Annotated in this window: 18 protein-coding genes; 8 read left to right on the top strand and 10 right to left on the bottom strand. The window is 38.1% G+C overall.

Features of this window, described 5'->3' with window-relative positions; translation table 11 throughout:
• Positions 1-156: 156 nt before the first annotated feature.
• From KPY62_RS03350 to KPY62_RS03340, 3 genes are all read right to left on the bottom strand, one after another.
• The gene (locus KPY62_RS03350) at positions 157-339 is read right to left on the bottom strand and encodes a hypothetical protein (protein ID WP_216580813.1); all 183 of its coding nucleotides are present in this window, start codon (positions 337-339) and stop codon (positions 157-159) included.
• A gap of 106 nt (positions 340-445) precedes the next feature.
• Entirely contained in the window at positions 446-1,057 is a 612-nt protein-coding gene (locus KPY62_RS03345; protein WP_216580812.1) for a YqcI/YcgG family protein, read from the bottom strand.
• 68 nt (positions 1,058-1,125) lie between these two features.
• A complete protein-coding gene (locus KPY62_RS03340; RefSeq protein ID WP_216580811.1) occupies positions 1,126-2,415 on the bottom strand; it encodes a radical SAM protein in 1,290 nt (429 codons plus the stop codon).
• Between the two features lie 633 nt (positions 2,416-3,048).
• On the opposite strand from KPY62_RS03340, the gene KPY62_RS03335 reads away from it, so the two are divergent.
• On the top strand, positions 3,049-3,681 hold the full coding sequence (locus KPY62_RS03335) for a recombinase family protein (RefSeq protein ID WP_216580810.1): 633 nt from the start codon (positions 3,049-3,051) through the stop codon (positions 3,679-3,681).
• A 46-nt stretch (positions 3,682-3,727) separates the two neighbouring features.
• On the opposite strand, the gene KPY62_RS03330 is transcribed toward KPY62_RS03335, so the two are convergent.
• From KPY62_RS03330 to KPY62_RS03320, 3 genes are all read right to left on the bottom strand, one after another.
• Positions 3,728-3,964: a hypothetical protein gene (locus KPY62_RS03330; protein WP_216580809.1), complete on the bottom strand. Its 237-nt coding sequence runs from the start codon at positions 3,962-3,964 to the stop codon at positions 3,728-3,730.
• A gap of 334 nt (positions 3,965-4,298) precedes the next feature.
• Entirely contained in the window at positions 4,299-4,793 is a 495-nt protein-coding gene (locus tag KPY62_RS03325; protein ID WP_216580808.1) for a hypothetical protein, read from the bottom strand.
• Between the two features lie 164 nt (positions 4,794-4,957).
• On the bottom strand, positions 4,958-5,350 hold the full coding sequence (locus tag KPY62_RS03320) for a tetratricopeptide repeat protein (protein WP_228730550.1): 393 nt from the start codon (positions 5,348-5,350) through the stop codon (positions 4,958-4,960).
• A gap of 306 nt (positions 5,351-5,656) precedes the next feature.
• Here KPY62_RS03320 and KPY62_RS03315 point away from each other — a divergent pair, with 306 nt between their 5' ends.
• Positions 5,657-6,229, top strand: a complete 573-nt coding sequence (locus KPY62_RS03315) for an Ltp family lipoprotein (RefSeq protein WP_216580806.1) — start codon at positions 5,657-5,659, stop codon at positions 6,227-6,229.
• A 117-nt stretch (positions 6,230-6,346) separates the two neighbouring features.
• Here KPY62_RS03315 and KPY62_RS03310 read toward each other — a convergent pair whose 3' ends face one another.
• Positions 6,347-6,679: a zinc-ribbon domain-containing protein gene (locus tag KPY62_RS03310; RefSeq protein ID WP_216580805.1), complete on the bottom strand. Its 333-nt coding sequence runs from the start codon at positions 6,677-6,679 to the stop codon at positions 6,347-6,349.
• A gap of 203 nt (positions 6,680-6,882) precedes the next feature.
• Here KPY62_RS03310 and KPY62_RS03305 point away from each other — a divergent pair, with 203 nt between their 5' ends.
• Positions 6,883-7,377: a plasmid replication DNA-binding protein gene (locus KPY62_RS03305; protein WP_216580804.1), complete on the top strand. Its 495-nt coding sequence runs from the start codon at positions 6,883-6,885 to the stop codon at positions 7,375-7,377.
• 24 nt (positions 7,378-7,401) lie between these two features.
• Here KPY62_RS03305 and KPY62_RS03300 read toward each other — a convergent pair whose 3' ends face one another.
• A complete protein-coding gene (locus KPY62_RS03300) occupies positions 7,402-8,331 on the bottom strand; it encodes a replication initiation protein (protein ID WP_216580803.1) in 930 nt (309 codons plus the stop codon).
• A gap of 349 nt (positions 8,332-8,680) precedes the next feature.
• Positions 8,681-10,903 carry a MobA/MobL family protein gene (locus KPY62_RS03295; RefSeq protein ID WP_216580802.1) on the bottom strand — a complete coding sequence of 741 codons (2,223 nt, stop codon included), beginning with the start codon at positions 10,901-10,903 and terminating at the stop codon, positions 8,681-8,683.
• 287 nt (positions 10,904-11,190) lie between these two features.
• Here KPY62_RS03295 and KPY62_RS03290 point away from each other — a divergent pair, with 287 nt between their 5' ends.
• The 3 genes from KPY62_RS03290 (at position 11,191) to KPY62_RS03280 (ending at position 13,543) form a co-directional block, all read left to right on the top strand.
• On the top strand, positions 11,191-11,670 hold the full coding sequence (locus KPY62_RS03290) for a hypothetical protein (RefSeq protein WP_216580801.1): 480 nt from the start codon (positions 11,191-11,193) through the stop codon (positions 11,668-11,670).
• A gap of 6 nt (positions 11,671-11,676) precedes the next feature.
• Positions 11,677-12,210 (top strand): hypothetical protein, encoded by a 534-nt coding sequence (locus KPY62_RS03285; RefSeq protein ID WP_216580800.1) that lies wholly within the window; start codon positions 11,677-11,679, stop codon positions 12,208-12,210.
• A gap of 118 nt (positions 12,211-12,328) precedes the next feature.
• Positions 12,329-13,543 (top strand): IS256 family transposase, encoded by a 1,215-nt coding sequence (locus KPY62_RS03280; protein ID WP_216580799.1) that lies wholly within the window; start codon positions 12,329-12,331, stop codon positions 13,541-13,543.
• A 133-nt stretch (positions 13,544-13,676) separates the two neighbouring features.
• Here KPY62_RS03280 and hemP read toward each other — a convergent pair whose 3' ends face one another.
• On the bottom strand, positions 13,677-13,841 hold the full coding sequence (gene hemP, locus KPY62_RS03275; protein ID WP_201622320.1) for a hemin uptake protein HemP: 165 nt from the start codon (positions 13,839-13,841) through the stop codon (positions 13,677-13,679).
• 297 nt (positions 13,842-14,138) lie between these two features.
• On the opposite strand from hemP, the gene KPY62_RS03270 reads away from it, so the two are divergent.
• Together KPY62_RS03270 and KPY62_RS03265 are read left to right on the top strand one after the other, a co-directional pair.
• Entirely contained in the window at positions 14,139-15,281 is a 1,143-nt protein-coding gene (locus KPY62_RS03270) for an NUDIX domain-containing protein (protein ID WP_216580798.1), read from the top strand.
• Positions 15,282-15,682: 401 nt separating this feature from the next.
• Positions 15,683-16,918 carry a lipocalin family protein gene (locus KPY62_RS03265; protein ID WP_216580797.1) on the top strand — a complete coding sequence of 412 codons (1,236 nt, stop codon included), beginning with the start codon at positions 15,683-15,685 and terminating at the stop codon, positions 16,916-16,918.
• Positions 16,919-17,271: the final 353 nt, after the last annotated feature.

The following is a 17,271-nucleotide window of genomic DNA, read 5'->3' as shown; positions in this document are numbered from 1 at the left end:
TCCAAGAAGTGGTCAATGCCGATCCGTAACTGGACGTCTGCCCTTAATCGCTTTATGATTATGTTTGATGATCGTATTAGTAAGCATTTAATCTAAATGGCAGTTACACAGAATCTGGGATGGTCTCGCTATACTCGTTAGATTGTATTCTTATCGTCATTGATATTCTTCATTCTTACGCATGTTTTCTTTACTTTCAGGATCGTCGTGGTCTCGCTTAGCCTGTTCTGTTCGCTCTCTACGATCTTGGTCTTGCCTGTATTCAGACTCTTCTTCGTCTCTACCGCCTGACTCTTCCCAATCCTGATGTTCCGGACTACCTTTAAACGAACCACTCATAATAATCTTCCTTAATTATCAATTGAATTTTTCACTTTTAAATATATTATAAACAGCAAAAAATAATTATACTTATTTTTCTATCACTAGATATAAAGCTGTATTCTCAATATTCTTCGGGATGAATCGGATCAAATCCTAGGTATTGTATTGCGTTTATTCCACTACTTTTATTTGATAAAAAAAATGGCCTATTAAAGTCATATATTTTATCAATTCTATGATGAGTTGCTTTCCTAGTCTTTTCATAAAAATCGTTAGGACATTTTTTCAACACATCAAAAGTTTTTTTAGGTTGGAATGCAATAATTGATATATTAGACTGTCGTATAGTAGATATATGTTTAGGGCAAAGAAATACAGGAAACCAAATCTTGTTATCTAAAGAAAACTCGAAATCTTCTTTCAGAATGTCAGCTCTATTGATATTTTCCTGAGTGGAATCATGCTCTTTCAGTTTCATAAGAAAAGAGAAAATAAATTTTTCTATGTATGATGGCGTTGTTTTTTGTGGATCAGGTAAAACAACTAGGAGTGTATAGAAGTTTTTTTCACTATCTATATCAGACGTATCTTGCGCAAAAAATTTTAGTTGCGTGTATATATCTAAATATATTCTACTATCATCTTCGTACCTAGTAGCATCATATATATACATATGATTTTTATAGAACGAATTTATAGCAAACAAACATGGAAACCCTTGCGATGTAAGCATTCCTTCTAACTTTTTAAATAATGGTAAATTATTATTGCGAAGCGCGACGATGCTAGAGAATTTTGGATTCATACTTTTGCAAAAGTCACATTTTTTTCAGATAGATCTGTATATAACTTTAGCGATAATAAAAATTCTTCTCTGAAGTTATTGCAAATATCCTCATGTTTATTATGAAAAGAACCTTCATAGTAAAAAGAAGCTGGGCATAGCTCACAAAAATTGTATGCGAAACACTTTGAGCAAGAATCCTGTTTATGAGTATAAAATTCATCTTGGATACTATGTGATGCCTCTATTATTTCATCTGATTTTTGTACAATATTGAATGAAGATATACGCTCACAAAACTGCATTTCACCATTTGAGCGTATATAAGTGCGATTAGCAAAAGGGACACACTTCTTCTTACCTTCTTGAGCTTTCTCACCAAGCTTTCTGAAGGCTATTCTTTGTACTAATGGTAGCAATCTATCCTTATAGAGTACATTTTCTGAAAATGCACTCTCTAGGAATATATTTTTAACTTCTTCATAATTATTAGTATTAAATTCGTTGTATTTTTTTGTTTCAATAATAGAGTCTTGAAGTGGGAAGGAGAAACGAATATCTATCCCTTCAAGAAGCGTATTGGAATTAACTTCCTTATTGATTTCATCAAGGTCGTCAATACTATTAATTACGCTATTTACAATCAGTTTTGATGAGTAAAAAATTGGATCATAATCCTTCAAAAATTGAAGGTTATCCATTATTTTACCCCAACTAGGATGACCGTTTATTGTTATTCTTTTTGAGTCGTGGTTTTTCTGATAACCATCTAAACTTACAGTTATCAAGAAATCATTTTCTATTAAGAAATCAAGCTTATCTTGTGTTAACGCCATGCCATTGGTAGTAAATGAAAATTTCACTCTATCCTTAAATAAAGATTTCGCATAGCTAGTCAACTCTACTATTTCTTTAAATTCTAAAAGTGGTTCGCCACCATAAAATATAATATAAGCATCTTCTCTAGCACGTTCAAAAAAATTGTTGATTTGATTTTTGGCTAAGCAGTGGTTTATTTTCGTAGAGGAGTGAGATCTTTCTTGAGGATAAGAATCATCAAAAACACAGTATGTACAGCGTAAATTACACTGTTCTGTTAGTTCAATAATTAAAGTTTTAGCAGAGTTATTAACTTTTAATAGGGTTTGAGAATCAGGGGTGACAGACCTTTTAATATCTGGCAACCCTAAATCTTCTCGATTTGAGCCATCGATGATTTGGAAATCTGGCTCCAAACTATAAATATCATTTGTTAAGCCGTCAAAAAGGTATCTGTTACCTTCACTTGATTCGATTTCTAAATACATCTAATACTATCCTTTTAGCGTGCGTATCCGCCTTGTAGTGTACATGCGCCTTTTACAGTACCTAGTTCTGGTGGGAAAACTTTTTGCATAATGATCTCCATAATTACGACTAATATTTAATCTGCAATATTAGAATTAATTATACAAAAACGCAAGCATTTGTTTATTAATATTTTAAGCATGCTTGTCGCGATTACAAGCCTTTACAGACCTTGATATATAAGAGTTTCTCAAATATTGACTATTAAAGACAATATAAAAAATATCAACTTAATCTAGTTTCTATTTAAGTGCATCTCTCTATGCTTATGATGTAAAAATACAAATCCTATTAGAGACCAATACTTTTAATATCAACAGGTACAGCCGCTACCTCACGATAAACACAAGAAGAGAAAATAATTTTACATATTAATTGAATTTATATATAAGAAATACCCATAAGCGTAAGGGTATAGCATGTCCTTTTTTTGTCGCACCATCCGTAAGCAAAGAATAATAACTCCAGAGATTTAATTCTTGCTAGGGTATACTCCAAGGGAACCAGTTATTTCACCCTTCAAACCTATTGATAGACTACTTAAAACAGACTGGTATAATGGAACCACTTATAACAGACTATTTTAGGTGTTTATGTTTATTAGAGCGTATTTACGAGCGTCTACCAAAGAACAAGATGCTAAGCGTGCCAAAAATGAGCTTATAGCATTTGCCAACGATCATGGCCACAAAATTGCCGCCTTCTATATCGAAAACGAATCGGGAGCTATCTTGGTGCGACCAAAGCTTATGCAGCTGATTGAAGATGCTCATAAGGGCGATGTGATCTTAGTTGAGCAAATTGATCGCTTGGCACGTTTGAACAAAGCCGATTGGGATATGCTCAAAAGAATGCTATCAGAAAAAAAGCTATCTATCGTATCAAAAGAGCTGCCGACCTCATATATGGCGCTTCAATCTGAAAGCGGCACTGAATTTATGAGCAGTGTATTGCAAGCCATTAACTCAATGATGCTGGATATGCTCGCAGCCATTGCTCGAAAAGATTATGAAGATCGGCGTAACCGTCAGATGCAAGGTATTGCTCGTGCTAAGGCAGAAGGTAAGTATTCAGGACGTAGGAAAGATACCGAAAAACGCAAGATCATCGCTAGTCTACTCAAATCAGGCCATAGCTATTCTGAGATACAAGGTATGACCAAGTGCTCACGGCATCTGATTGCTGATGTGGCCAAGGAAAGACCGGAACTTATCATTGCTCATTAAGTGGCTCCACTACACCAGCCTACTAATTGATTAATGAGCCTTTTTGTCACGAACGCCAAGCGATTAGTCTATCAATAATTTCAATACATTCCTCTTGAGGTAATATGAATTCATCCATATCCATTGCTATCAAGCTGTGCAGATCACTCTGAAGTTCATAAGGTATCTCGTTAGAATAATCAAGCGAAAATTTCATAGCTTGTATTGATACCTTAGTAGGTTGGTAGTCGGTCAATATATGTCTTCTCAATTCCAACAACTCGGCTTTTATAAGTTCATTCATATTCTCACCTTAAAATTGCCCATCGTAAATATAGTTGGTGGTGTATCAAAAAGCATGCTGATTAAAAATTTTTGAGGCTTTGAAAACCCTATAGAACCAGAGAACTTAGTATGGATTTCTTATTAACTTTTATCGCCAGCATACTTTTTAGAACACCACCCTATCGTTTAATAACAGAAACAAGTCTAATGATAGATAGATTGTCGTTTAGAGGTTTTATGTTTTGGGTATAGGCTAATGATAGCTGTCAGTGTAACTCTGATAAGAATTTGAGAACAAAAAAAGCCCTACATGTTGATGTAAGGCTTGATAATTAAAAGGACGTATTTACTAACTATTCAAACTTAGAGCTTAGCAACTTACCACTGTCATCAAACTCACACATTCCAGTATGCTTGGATTCTGCATTAAGCTGATTCTTTGCGTAAAATTGAAACCATAATTCGTGATTAGCTTCTTTTTTGTACTTTAGATTGCTGTGTATGATATCCATTGAGCGCGGATTGTTCAGCTTGTTCTGTATATCGACTTGGCAATCAGTCAGTAGCTCAGGCTCAGACCTGCTACCTAGATTTGGTATGCCACTAAGTGTCTTGACAGCCTTTCGATCTTGTTCTTTTTGTTCTGCATCAGCTTTGACTTTTGCTTCTTCCTTCTCAGCCTTAGCTTGCAATTTATCAGCGTCAACTTGAGCCGCCGCTATTTTATCTTGCTCGTTTTTAAGCTCTCTGGTTGCTGCTTGCTCGTCAGTCTCAAAGATAGCTGCAATTAAACCCATAACTATAAATACCGCAAATATAATACCAATCCATTTGCCTATCTTTTTCATGTTATCGCTCGCTTTATAATCTTTATTTTGGGATGTCAGTAATACTAATCTGCTGTTTGTCTCCTATACTAGGAAGTAAACTGTCGGCTGTACGTCCAATTTTTACCGTGTTTATTAATTATTATTTTTGACAATACCAACAATCGCTTTTCAAACTGACTAAATCAGTAGCCTTGTTCATTCAATTTTTTATATTGATCACAGCCAAGTTGTTCGCCATTATCACAAGACTTGCCATACCATTCCTTGGCAGTTGTTTTGTTTTGTCGTATGCCTCGTCCGGTCTCATACATTATTCCGATATAACCTTGGGCAAAGGGGTTATTCTGCTTAGCTGATTTTTGATACCACTCAAACGCCTTGCCATAATCCTGACGCACGCCTCGTCCACCACTATAATGATCTCCAAGATAATCTTGATAAAAACTATCACCCTGTTCTGATAGTGCTTCAACTTGCTCAAAACTTGATCCTGCTGCTGCCGCTGATACTGTCAGTCCAAACAGCAAAGTCAAACTCATTGCCGCATTAATGACGATGTTCTTTAGTGATTGCATGGTTTTTATTTCTCGCTGTTTATTTAAGTGACTTTCCATGATGAGATGGTATCAGTCCTTGTGAACAAAAGCCTAAAAAATGCACGTTAAAACTTTTAGCAATCAGTGCGTTTACTTGTGCGAAAAGTCCTTAAAAATAGCTATCGGCTCGGTGACTATTTTCTGCATGATTTCATTTAACATAAAGTCTTTTATGGAAATAATGGGCTGTTTTAGGGTATTCGCTATTATTTGCCATCCCTTATATTTAGATTGTGCAATAATGACTAATTTATCCAACATTTTTTTGGAATCAAGGTTGCTAGAATGAAGAAGTCACTTAAGTGGGTAGCTATTATATTTGTCGGTTTTATAATAATCGGAGTTATTTTTGGTGATAACTCTTCACAAACTGAAGTTAACGTAAATGAAGACCCTTCTGAGCAGTTAGTCGTTGCTGATTCTTCACAAACTGAAGCTAACGTAGATGAAAACCCTTCTGAACAGTTAGTTGTTGCTGACTCTTCTGAAGTAGCTGATACAGCTGTTGCGGATATTGCTCAGGAAGAAGCTAAGCCTGAGGGACTTAGTCGCCCACAAAAGAATGCTGTCAGATCAGCTGAACAATATATAAATATGACAGGCTTTTCACGCGAAGGGCTAATCGAGCAGCTTTCGTCAGAATATGGTGATGGTTATAGAGTTGACGATGCCACTATTGCGATAGATAGCTTAAACATTGATTGGAATGAGCAAGCTGTAAGATCAGCAGGACAGTATCTTGATATGACAGGCTTCTCTTGTGATGGGCTTATCGAACAACTCTCATCAAGTGCTGGAAGCAAATATACTGTAAGTGAAGCGAATTATGGAGCACAACAAGCAGGTGCTTGTTCATAATATAGCTGAGTGGAATATGAGCCGATAGGGTCACCTGTCTATTAAATTAGAGAGTGACACCTATTATAGAACACCACCTGTAATCTGTATTCACAGCTTTTAGTGGCGATACTCGGTTTATCTTTTTGGTCTAGTAAACAAGACAAATAGCCCTAAAATGATATCAATGAAGACCCATATGGTTAAAATAAGTCCCATTCCAATCGTTGTTCCAATCGCTGCACCTGCTTGTTCATATTCATTTTGTGAAGAGTTATAAATCTCAGACACTCCTCCACAAGCTTTAAATGATATGACAAACATAAAAAGGTTAAATAAAATAAACAGCCATTTAAATATTTTCCCCATAAAGCTTCTTTTGAGCTTATTTAAAGATGTGCCGCAAGATGGGCAATCGAGAGCTGTATCACTTACTTGATTTGAACATTCCGGACAATTTACTAATGCCATAGCTAAGTCTTATCTTAAAAAACAAGCAATTATAACCTATATTTGTTCAATAAAACGGATGCTATGTAGCTAAATCCCTAATTTACACATCAAATTATTTATGATTTGCCTCATAGGTAGGTTAGTGCCATAGTTGTTCACTGAACGTTCTGAACAGTCGTATTGTACAGACACTAAAAACGTACTTGAACACTAGGTGAACAATGATCATATCAGTGACGAAAGCGGCAAAAGAGTGGGGTGTATCAAGAACGACGATCTATCAGAAGGTCAATGATGGTGAGCTTTCTAGAACTTCAGACAAGAAAATTGATACTTCGGAGATGATTCGAGTATTTGGCGAACCTGTTTCCAGAAAACGTACTGAACAATCACTGGACAGTGCTGATAATACGCACTTGAACAGTCAGACTGTAAAGTCTTGTACAGCGCTTGAACACCAATTAGAGCTAGAGAAGTTAAAGAACGAACACCTACGGCAGCAGGTCAGCGATCAAAAGCAGTTGATAGAAAATTACCAACAACAGATTGGTCAGCTAAACAAGACGCTGGAGAGAGCCAACGCCAGTATTCATGATTTTGCACAAGTGAGACTGCTAGAGTTCAAGCAATTTGAGCCTGATGATGAACCACAGCTGGAACAAAAACCAACGATAATAACTCCGACTCCTCCTAAGAAGAAACGTTGGTTCTTCTAGCTACTACTGATATTAGACAGCATGTTAGTATTTAATCTTTGGTAAATAGCTTTCTAAACCTTTATTTGGCTTATTAAAGCTTTCAGGCTCTCGCTGTATGATGTTCATCATTTCGCGTTTGAACACCTCATTATTCATTTTGCCGTCGTAACTTAGACTTAGATGGTTGTTATAATCATTCATAAACTGCACGTTATCAACAATAGACTGTATCGTAGCCTGTGACAATGTTCCATCTTCGCTGGTTAGCTTGTCTAATATTTTCTTATGGAATTTAAGATTTAATCCCTCGTAACCTTTGCCTCTACTCTTTTTCTTGTACTCTACACTAACCTTATAATTCGTACTTTCGTTAATTTCTTCTAAGGCTCTATCAATTACATATTTTCTAAGTTCACTAAATTGCTTGTACTTACCTTTTATGCCCATAACATATTTGAAATTTTCAAGTTCATACGCCTTACTGTACTGATACTGTCCAATCCAGCACACTATTAATTCATATAAGCGTATGGCGTGTATGCTTGATAGCTCACTGATCTCTAGCAGCTTATATTTAGTAAAATTTGCTTTTAACTGTGTTAGATATGGCAATATATCCTCTGCAAAAGCTAGCGTAACTTTGCCTGTATTTGGGCTAAATAGAACACTACTGACAAAGCGAGTGCGCAATATTTCATTGTCGGGTAATTCGATGATAACCTCCCTTTCAAACAGGCGGTTACTAGCTTGCTCAAGATCACGGTAAATATTTTTTGCATTGCTGTCACGATAGAAAAGATTTTTTACTTCATCAGAAGTAACAGTAAACTTGGTTTGCTTACTGATATTTGGAGCATCTGGTCGGCTATCAATTTGACTAATACAAGTCAATAGAAGCTCTTTTTCTTTCGTTGTCATCGTATAGGTAGCAAGAACTAGATCATTTGACTGTACTACTAGGTTATTTTCCATTTTGCATTCCACTATTTCTAAGTTTATTCTGGTTCTATATAAGACAACTTATCATAAAAAAGAAATGAATAAATAGTTATTTTTATTAATCTCTTTTTTTAGCTCATTTACTCTTTTTTTAGCTCATTTACTCTTTTTTTAGCTCATTTACTCTTTTTTTAGCTCATTTACTCTTTTTTCTTCATGTAACATATTGATTTTAAAGAAGAAAAAACGCTCTTAAACAGGAGTAAACAGGAGTAAACAGGAGTAAATAAACCCCTTCAAAGAAACGGGTGATAAAAAATTCTTAAAATAAGTAGAGAATCATTGAGATAGACTATTTTTCTTAAGAGAACATTAGAGATGCTCATCTAAAACCAAAAGAAGGAGTATGATCAGGCTTGTTGACATTTATCTTAGTATCTAACACCTTGAGACCATCGTTAATGTTGTTTAAATCACCCTCAGTCAACTTTTCGGTATATTTAGTAGTAAATCCCTCTAAACCGTCTTGCAACGCTTTAAAGTGCTTCTGGACGCTCTCTGTACTATCTAGATCTTTTAATCCTTGATATGACAATTTAAACTGAGTGCAAGTGCGCGTTATTGTGTCTTTGATACGTTTTTCTGCCAATCTTTTACAATCATCTGCGGTGCCTTCTTTGTCGATATAGTTTTCAATATGTTCTATGTAGCTAACGGCTGTTAGTATCTCAGAGGTCATTCTGCTGATATCTGTTCTACCCAAGCCTCTTTGCAGCTCTTTATTGGTCTTATCTCTACTAGCGTCTGCTCTTGCAATAAACTCATTAAAGTCTGCTGTGATCGTCTCATAACGTGCACGTTCTTTTTGTCTATTAAGTAATATATCTATGGCACTGAGATTATTTGTCATCACCTCGAAAGTCAGCATTTCACCGACCTCATTCTGTTTTTCCCTAATGTTGCTTTTGTCATTATCAATACCGAGAGATTTGGCAAAGTCGTCAAGCACCTCTATTTGACGGCAATCAAATTTTTCTGGGTAGTCAATCGAGCTGTCTTGATACGCTTTACGTAAGCTGTTTTTCTCAAGACTTCGGGTAATGAGTCGGTGTGCTAATATTTGCCTCGCCTCTCGAGCAGTAGCAGAGATGCTCGCATCTCCGTGTTTTCTGAGGTCAGCTTCTCTATTTTCTTTAGCAAGGTCTCTATCAATTCGTCTTTTTCGCTCAAGAAAGGCTCGTCGGTAACTGTCGTCGAAGGGGCTTGGGGCTGGTTTTGCTCGCTCTGTAATGCCTTGATTGATTGTCTTAGCGATTGATTCGCTGTCTGTAGCTCTTTTTGAGTTGTGAGCAATCCACTGTTTTGAGCTGTCAATTCTTTGTTTTGTTTCATCACATCGCTTTGGTAAGTTTTCACATCGTTTAGCTGTCCACTCAAGGTTTGGTTCTGTGTCTGTAATGCGCTGTTCTGTGTCTCCAATGAGCTTTGGTAGGCTTTCGCAGCGGTCAGTTGTCCATCTAATGCCATCGTCTGCTGATTTGATTCTGTTATTGACTGTGTCAATGCCGTTTGGAGTTCTTTCGCATCGCTCAGCTGCCCAAGCAATTCCTGATGTTGTTTCTTCAATACTTCGTTTTGTGCTATCAACTCGCTGTTCTGCGTCTCCAATGAGGATTGATAATCTTGCGTTTTGCTTAGTTGCCCAAGCAATTCCGTTTCTAAGTCTTCTAGCTCGTCGCTCATGGTCTGTCCTCTGTTGAATACGGTTCTCAGCAACCATCTTGTTGCGTGCTTTGATTGCGCGGTTGGTATTTCCCTTTTCGGTAGTGATGCCTCGGCGCTCCATGGCGGTTGCCTCAACGCCCATTTTAATAGTGGGCTGCTGATCAAGCCCCTGATCCTGATAACTGCGCGCATCCATCAGTGGTAAATGATATTGCGCTAATACCTTATTGGCGGTATCTACCCACATCTCACGAATACGCTTAATCTCCTGCATTGATGACGGCAGACCATGTGCCTTACGCTTTTTATTGGACCACTCAAAAGGGGTTTTAAGGTTTGAATCAAATGCCAAGGTTTTATTAGGTTCAACCAAAGGCGCTCGAGTAGTAACCATAATATGCGCGTGAAAATTACGCGGATCAGGGTTTTCCTCCCCTTCACGCAATCGCTTAGAGCTAGGTTTAGCTTCAGGATCAAAAGGCAGCTTCATCACAGGACGATGAATACAAACATCAGCAATCACATCCATATCATCAACAAGCTTTTGGGCAAACTTTATTGCTAGCTCATAACGTTCACTCTCAGACAACTCATGAGGCAAGTTAATCAGCCACTCACGCGCCACTCGACTGTCCGATCTTGATTCTGCAGCTTCAGCAGTATTCCAAAGCGTCTCTCTATCTACGCTCACACCAAGCGCCTTTAGCGCAAATGGCATAACGATATCGCTACTCATGACACCAGATTTTTTACCATAGTCATGCGTCTTGCCATATTTAGCATCATCAAGAACATCCCCAGCACGATATGCCGCACACGCCACTGCTGACTGTCCCACTTTTCGAGAAATCGCCTTTGTCGCAATGTGTACTATCGTCATAATAGGACTGCCTCTGTTTTAGCTTTTGCTCATCACATCTTTTCGTGATGGTTGGGGTTTGGGGTTTCCCCAACGAAGAAGGATTCAAAAATTAGAATAGTAACGAAGTGGATAGATTAAATTTTGAGTCGTTACTTCGCTCTTAGTCAGAGGGACTCAAACATCAAATACTAAAATAATATATTTAAGGTATCTGATGCTGTTGTGTTAAAGCATATCATAAGTGATTGAATCATTGTTAAGTGCTTGCTATGGTGGATAAAATATTGTTTATAAAGAGAAATACTATGTCAGCTACTCATAATAAAATAACTACTTCTATCTTTGATAGTCAAAAATCTAACGAGCTAAAAGAACGTCAGAAGCTAGAAGAACTAAAACGCCAAGCTAAGGTTCAGCAGGTAAAGCTAGATAAACGACTGAACAAGCAAAAGATTCTGATGGGGGCATTCTTAGGTCAGGTATTAGCGACTGATGGTAATGATGAACAGATGATTCGAGAATACTTTGCCATTCACTTTCCGGATTTTTTAACGAGGAAATCGGATAAAGAGTTGTTTAAAAGTATGATTGAAAGTTTAGGCGGTGATATTGGTTTAAGTGAAGAAAAAGATTCGTCTACGGTCAATATGAAAGCATCTAACGGTGAGGCTGAAAACAATCAGCAAGCTCAGTCTTATAGTGATACTAATAATGACGCACGCGCTCTATTGTCGGATGATAATGCTTACTCTACTGATATAAATAATCCAAACTACCGTGGGTGATAGGTGATGTTTATTGAAAAGCATAAAGCTGCGCTATTAAGTTTTGACGTAGACATAGAGCCGTATATGGTCGATGGTGTAGTGGCAGATAGTGAAGGCGCTTTATCTGTGATGCTGCCACTTGCTAGGGATACTATTGCGATTAAATTTGCGGAAGATGATCCAGATATTGCAAAGATGGTAGCTCATGCTTTTATTATGTTTGAAAAACTCTGTACCAGCGATGAAGCATATGCTTTTTATCATGAGATGATAGATTCACCCAAACTTCATGATCGCGTGATGCAGTTTGTGACTCTGATGTTGATGGTCGATGAGCCATTAGGAACGCTGGCTATGAGCAATGCTGCGAACAAAAAACACGGCAAGCTGTTAAGTGATATTCGTTTGGTCGGTGAGATTTTTGGATTCTACGATAAAGAAACTAAAGTGTATGCAGACGGTATTACACGAACTGCCCATCTTAATGGCACGACCAAAGAGCTCACGCTGCCACCTGAAATAATCCTACTACTTATGTGCTATTACATAAACGGCTAGCGTGTATTGACTATGATGCCGTGGCAGTGTGTTTAGTCCACGATCAAGACTGTTGCTATACTGAGCCTTTCCTAAAAAGTGTGTAACTGCTTATAATCCACTAACAGGAGAATAAGCAATGACTACTCAATCTGACATTAAAAAACTAGCCGAGCAAATGGCTAGTAGCATGAAAAGTTTCGATGACATCAAAGACTTTCAAAAGCAACTTATGCAATCCTTTATCGATACCGCTCTTGAAGCTGAGATGGAAGACCATCTAGGCTACCCCAAGCATGAGAAAGCAGACAAGCCTAACAAGCGCAATGGACACACTAAAAAGACCGTCCGTAGCGACACAGGCAATCTTGAGATCTCCACCCCAAGAGACCGTGATAGCAGCTTTGAGCCTGTACTTGTTAGTAAGCATCAAACCCGTATCTCAGGTCTTGATGATAAAATCATATACCTTTACGCCAAGGGTCAAACCACCACTGAGATCGTAGAGAGTATCAAAGAGCTCTATGATGTCGACATCTCAAGCTCTCTTGTCTCAAGGGTTACCGACCAAATCATAGACGACATCACCGCTTGGCAGAACCGGCCGCTGAGCAGTGTTTATCCTATCGTCTATTTAGACTGCATTGTCGTTAAAGTACGTCAAGACAAGCAGATCATCAACAAGGCTATCTATCTGGCGCTAGGCGTCGGTCTTAATGGTAAAAAAGAGCTGCTTGGCATGTGGTTATCAGAAAATGAAGGGGCTAAGTTCTGGCTTGGCGTACTCACTGAACTACAAAACCGTGGAGTACAAGACATCTTAATCGCCTGTGTCGATGGTCTAAAGGGCTTCCCTGATGCCATTAACACCGTTTACCCCAATGCTCAGGTTCAGCTGTGTATCGTACACATGGTACGTTATTCCATGAAGTTTGTGCCATGGACGGATAAGAAGGCAGTAGCGGCTGATTTAAAGGCCATCTACGGCGCTGATACGCTTGAGATAGCACAGGCCAATCTTGAGCACTTTGATGAGATATGGGGCAAGAACTATCCGCATGTGGTCAAGTCTTGGCGCCGCAACTGGGAGGGCTTAACGGTGTTCTTTGAGTATCCTAAAGACATCAGAAAAGCCATTTATACCACTAATGCTATTGAGTCATTAAACAGCGTGATTCGAACAGCGGTGAATAAGCGTAAGGTGTTCCCGTCTGACCAAGCGGCGTTTAAAGTGGTGTATTTAGCAACCCAGCAGGCGTCCAAGAAGTGGTCAATGCCGATCCGTAACTGGACGTCTGCCCTTAATCGCTTTATGATTATGTTTGATGATCGTATTAGTAAGCATTTAATCTAAATGGCAGTTACACAGAATCTGGGATGGTCTCTTTATTGGCTGACTAATAATATTTATACTGAATTTTAAAGCTTTTTTCTTAATAGCTTTTTTTCAATAGGTAAGGGTGAACCGTATTAAGTCATCTACGCCGCTATTTAGTCAAAATCAAGCGGTTGTTACGGGTAAGGCGTAAGCGATATTCTTCGCCTTCATGTTCAATACGCACTTCATTAGTCAGCGCAAATAAGTGCTGAGACTGCATAGTAGGCAAACGGTTGTCACGGTAGTTTAGATAACGAGAAATAACTATGCTCATAATAAATTCCTTTTGATGAGTGGCTAGGGTGTGAGTTATAGGGATAAAAATCAGTGCCAAGCTAGCTAAATAAGCTGGGTAAATAAGGTAAAAACAGAAGTTGGAAGACACTAACTTCGCTTAAGTAACGATAATCATTATCATTTACTATTTTATAATTTGCAAGCAATTAAATAAATAAATATCAGCAATTAACTAAACTGATGTATTTAAGCCTTTATAATGAGCACTACTACGGACTTTTCTACTACAAAAAAACCGTACTCAGGCTAATTATAAATTTTTTAGGTGTGATTTATGCAAGGTGAAGTTGTAGCGCAGCAAGCCGCTATCGATACTAATAAGCCAAATAATGATCAAGCTGCTACGGTTATCAATGTGGCAGTAGCGGTTATTCATTATAAACAACAGTACTTGCTAGGGTTTCGTAACCGTAACCAACATCAAGGTGATCGCTATGAGTTCGTTGGCGGCAAGATAGACAAGGGTGAGGATGCAAGCGCTGCATTGATACGGGAAGTGAGCGAGGAGACTGCTATTGATATCAGTAATACTAGTATCAATGTCGCAGTTAAACTGGGTCGTTTGTATCATGATTATGGCGATAAAAAAGTATGCTTGCAGGTCTATAAAGTGGCGCTTAGTAGCGAGCAATATCAACGACACAAAAATGATGCTTATGGGTCAGAAGGGCAAGCCTTAACTTGGGTCGATGAAGCTGAGCTGTTAGCAGGGAAGTATCCATTACCGGCAGCCAATCAGACGATCTTGGCTTGGTTGCGACTGCCAGCACAGATAAGCATCAGCTATCCTTTAGCGCACTTTAACTCAGCTGATAATAGCCGTAAGGCATGGTTAAGCTACCACGAGCATCATATCGTCAGAGGAGCTTGGGTCTATATTAGGGTTAAAGATCAACAATCAGCTTCCCTTGCCCAGAAGCTGCTAGCATCAAGAGCTGATATTTATAGTATAGTGCCTAACCAAGACAATATTAAAATCAGCACTGAAACCAGTAAAACCTACGATGATCAAGGCCTAAGTGAGCGAGTCAATGCTGTGCATCTTAGCCATAGCGAGCTGTTAGAGTGGTTCGATAGTTGCCAACATAGTCCTGAAGATAGGCAACCCTTGACCACCGCCTATCCATTGATAGTCAGTTGCCACGATGTAGCTAGTATTCAAATAGCTAATAAATTAGCTGCGATACGCTTGCAACATAAACAGCCGCCTGTTATCGGTATTTTTCTAGCGCCAGTACTAGCAACGGCAACCCATCCTGATACTAGGCCATTAGGATGGGAAGCTTGGTCATCGTTAGCTCAGTTAGCTGATATGCCAGTAATTGCTTTAGGGGGTCTAGCGCCAGAGCTAAATGAAATTGCAACTAGCCACGGCGCCACAAGTATCGCAGGAATCCGTCAATTTTTAATGCATTAATCTAACACTAGTTTAAGCTTGAGCAATGAGCTAATAGGTAACATATAGCGAGGTTTGAGTGGTTCAATAATAAAAATCGATAGTAAAATACCGTACAACTATAATTTAAGTTATTGTTTTAGCTAAAAATTACAAAGCCGTTACTAGCCACTACTAATTGTGAATGCAGCGCATTGTTATTTACAAACCGTTGCTTTTCCCTACATTGCCACACTAGTTAGCTGACTACCATGCTATTACTATAGAATTTGAAATTGGATAGCATTTTCTATCTCATAAACACAGATAGTATGAATATACTTTAGTTAATGACATTGCTAGTTAATGATACTGTTAGTTAGCAACCTAAACCTATTCAGCCATTCTAATAACTCATTGTATAATTGATAATGGTATTTTTTATGAAAACCAATAAGTTACCTGATTCAGTATGGACTGATTCACAGGCAGATGGTTCTCAGTCGCTTCAGTTTAACCAAGCTAGTAGTCTATACTTGACTTGCGATAACACTCAACAGACTGGCCATGCTAGCAATGATGCAAGCTACGAAAATGAAGTATCACAAGCAATGGCTAAAGTTATTGCTAATAAAAAAAATGCGCATACCGCTAGTGTGTCGGGTATGCCTTATGTCGAAAAAGCTACTAACATAAATAGCGGCTATAAAAAAGCGACTAGCGAAAGTATTTTTTCTCGCAAATCTATAGGGCATAGCAATGACGCAGTAGGCAAAAAAATTAAGCAAGATCTTCATGATTTTACATTTACTAGTGGTGTTCAGGTAAATAGTCAAACTAACAATGCCGAACACCTTGTGCATACCAGCCTTGGCAATCGCCCTCTTGTCAATAATAGTAAAATCAATAGCAAAATTATAAACATTGATAAGTTAAACCCTTCGAAGCTAGGGCCTAAACAAGTCGTCAACCAGCAACATAACAATATCCCAGAGCGTATATTCATGAATGGTTTACTTAAGCATACTGCTATTGCATTAGCTATTATTATACCTTTAGCTGCCTTTTCTGCTTATGCCGCACCAGCCAACATAGTTAGCAGTAGTACTAGTAGCCCTACAGCTAATATGAAGGCGGCAACCTTAGCGGTTGAGCCTGCTGATATTATGCATAAATCTGCTACTACTCCTACTACGGTAGATACTGTAGATTTAGAACAATATGCTGGCACTTGGTATGAGATAGCACGTTTACCTATGTATTTTCAGCGTAACTGTGACAGCGATGTGACCGCTACTTATACTAGCAAAGCTGATGGTTCGGGTATCATTGTCACCAATAAATGTGTGGGTAAAGATGGCAAGGGGATTTCGGCAGATGGCCTAGCCAAACCAGTAGATAGTAATGGTAGCAAGCTAAAAGTTAGCTTTTTGCCTTCTTGGATTCGCTGGTTGCCAGTAGGCCGTGCTGATTATTGGGTGCTAGCGCGCGATGCTAATTATCAAACAGCGCTAGTGGGTACACCAGATAAAGATTATCTTTGGTTACTAGCTCGTACGCCTAATATTAGTCAGCAAACTTATACTAAATATCGTCAGATCGCTCAGCAACAAGGTTACGATTTAAGAGAGTTTAAGTTGACTAACCAAAGTAGTCAGAGTGTTAACTTAGTGCCTTAAGGTTTGTCAGCTGCTATTAGGTTTAGAAGCTACTGTTTATAAAGTTATAAAGCGCTTTTTTGGGCTGGTTTAGTTTTTCGCTAGATCAGCTATCACCTCCTTATCTTAATATTAGTTCATTTTAAAATCACTCTTAGCTTTCCTGTCAATCTTTTACTATCGTTACTTATAACTTACTATTCAGAATCTGTCAGTTAGAACTAGAACCTAGCTATAAAAAAGCACCTCTGCATAGATTTTTTCTCAGCGAAGCAACTTTATAAAGCCTACTTTTCTATAAACCACTTGTAAAAAAATGATCTTATAATTAATGAGAATAAGTAATAAGAGTTCACTAACTAACGGCTGGCTAG

Source organism: Psychrobacter sp. TAE2020 (assembly GCF_018919485.1).
Lineage (GTDB): Bacteria > Pseudomonadota > Gammaproteobacteria > Pseudomonadales > Moraxellaceae > Psychrobacter.
Note: the sequence above shows the minus strand (reverse complement) of the source record. Positions and strands in the feature narration are given on the sequence as shown.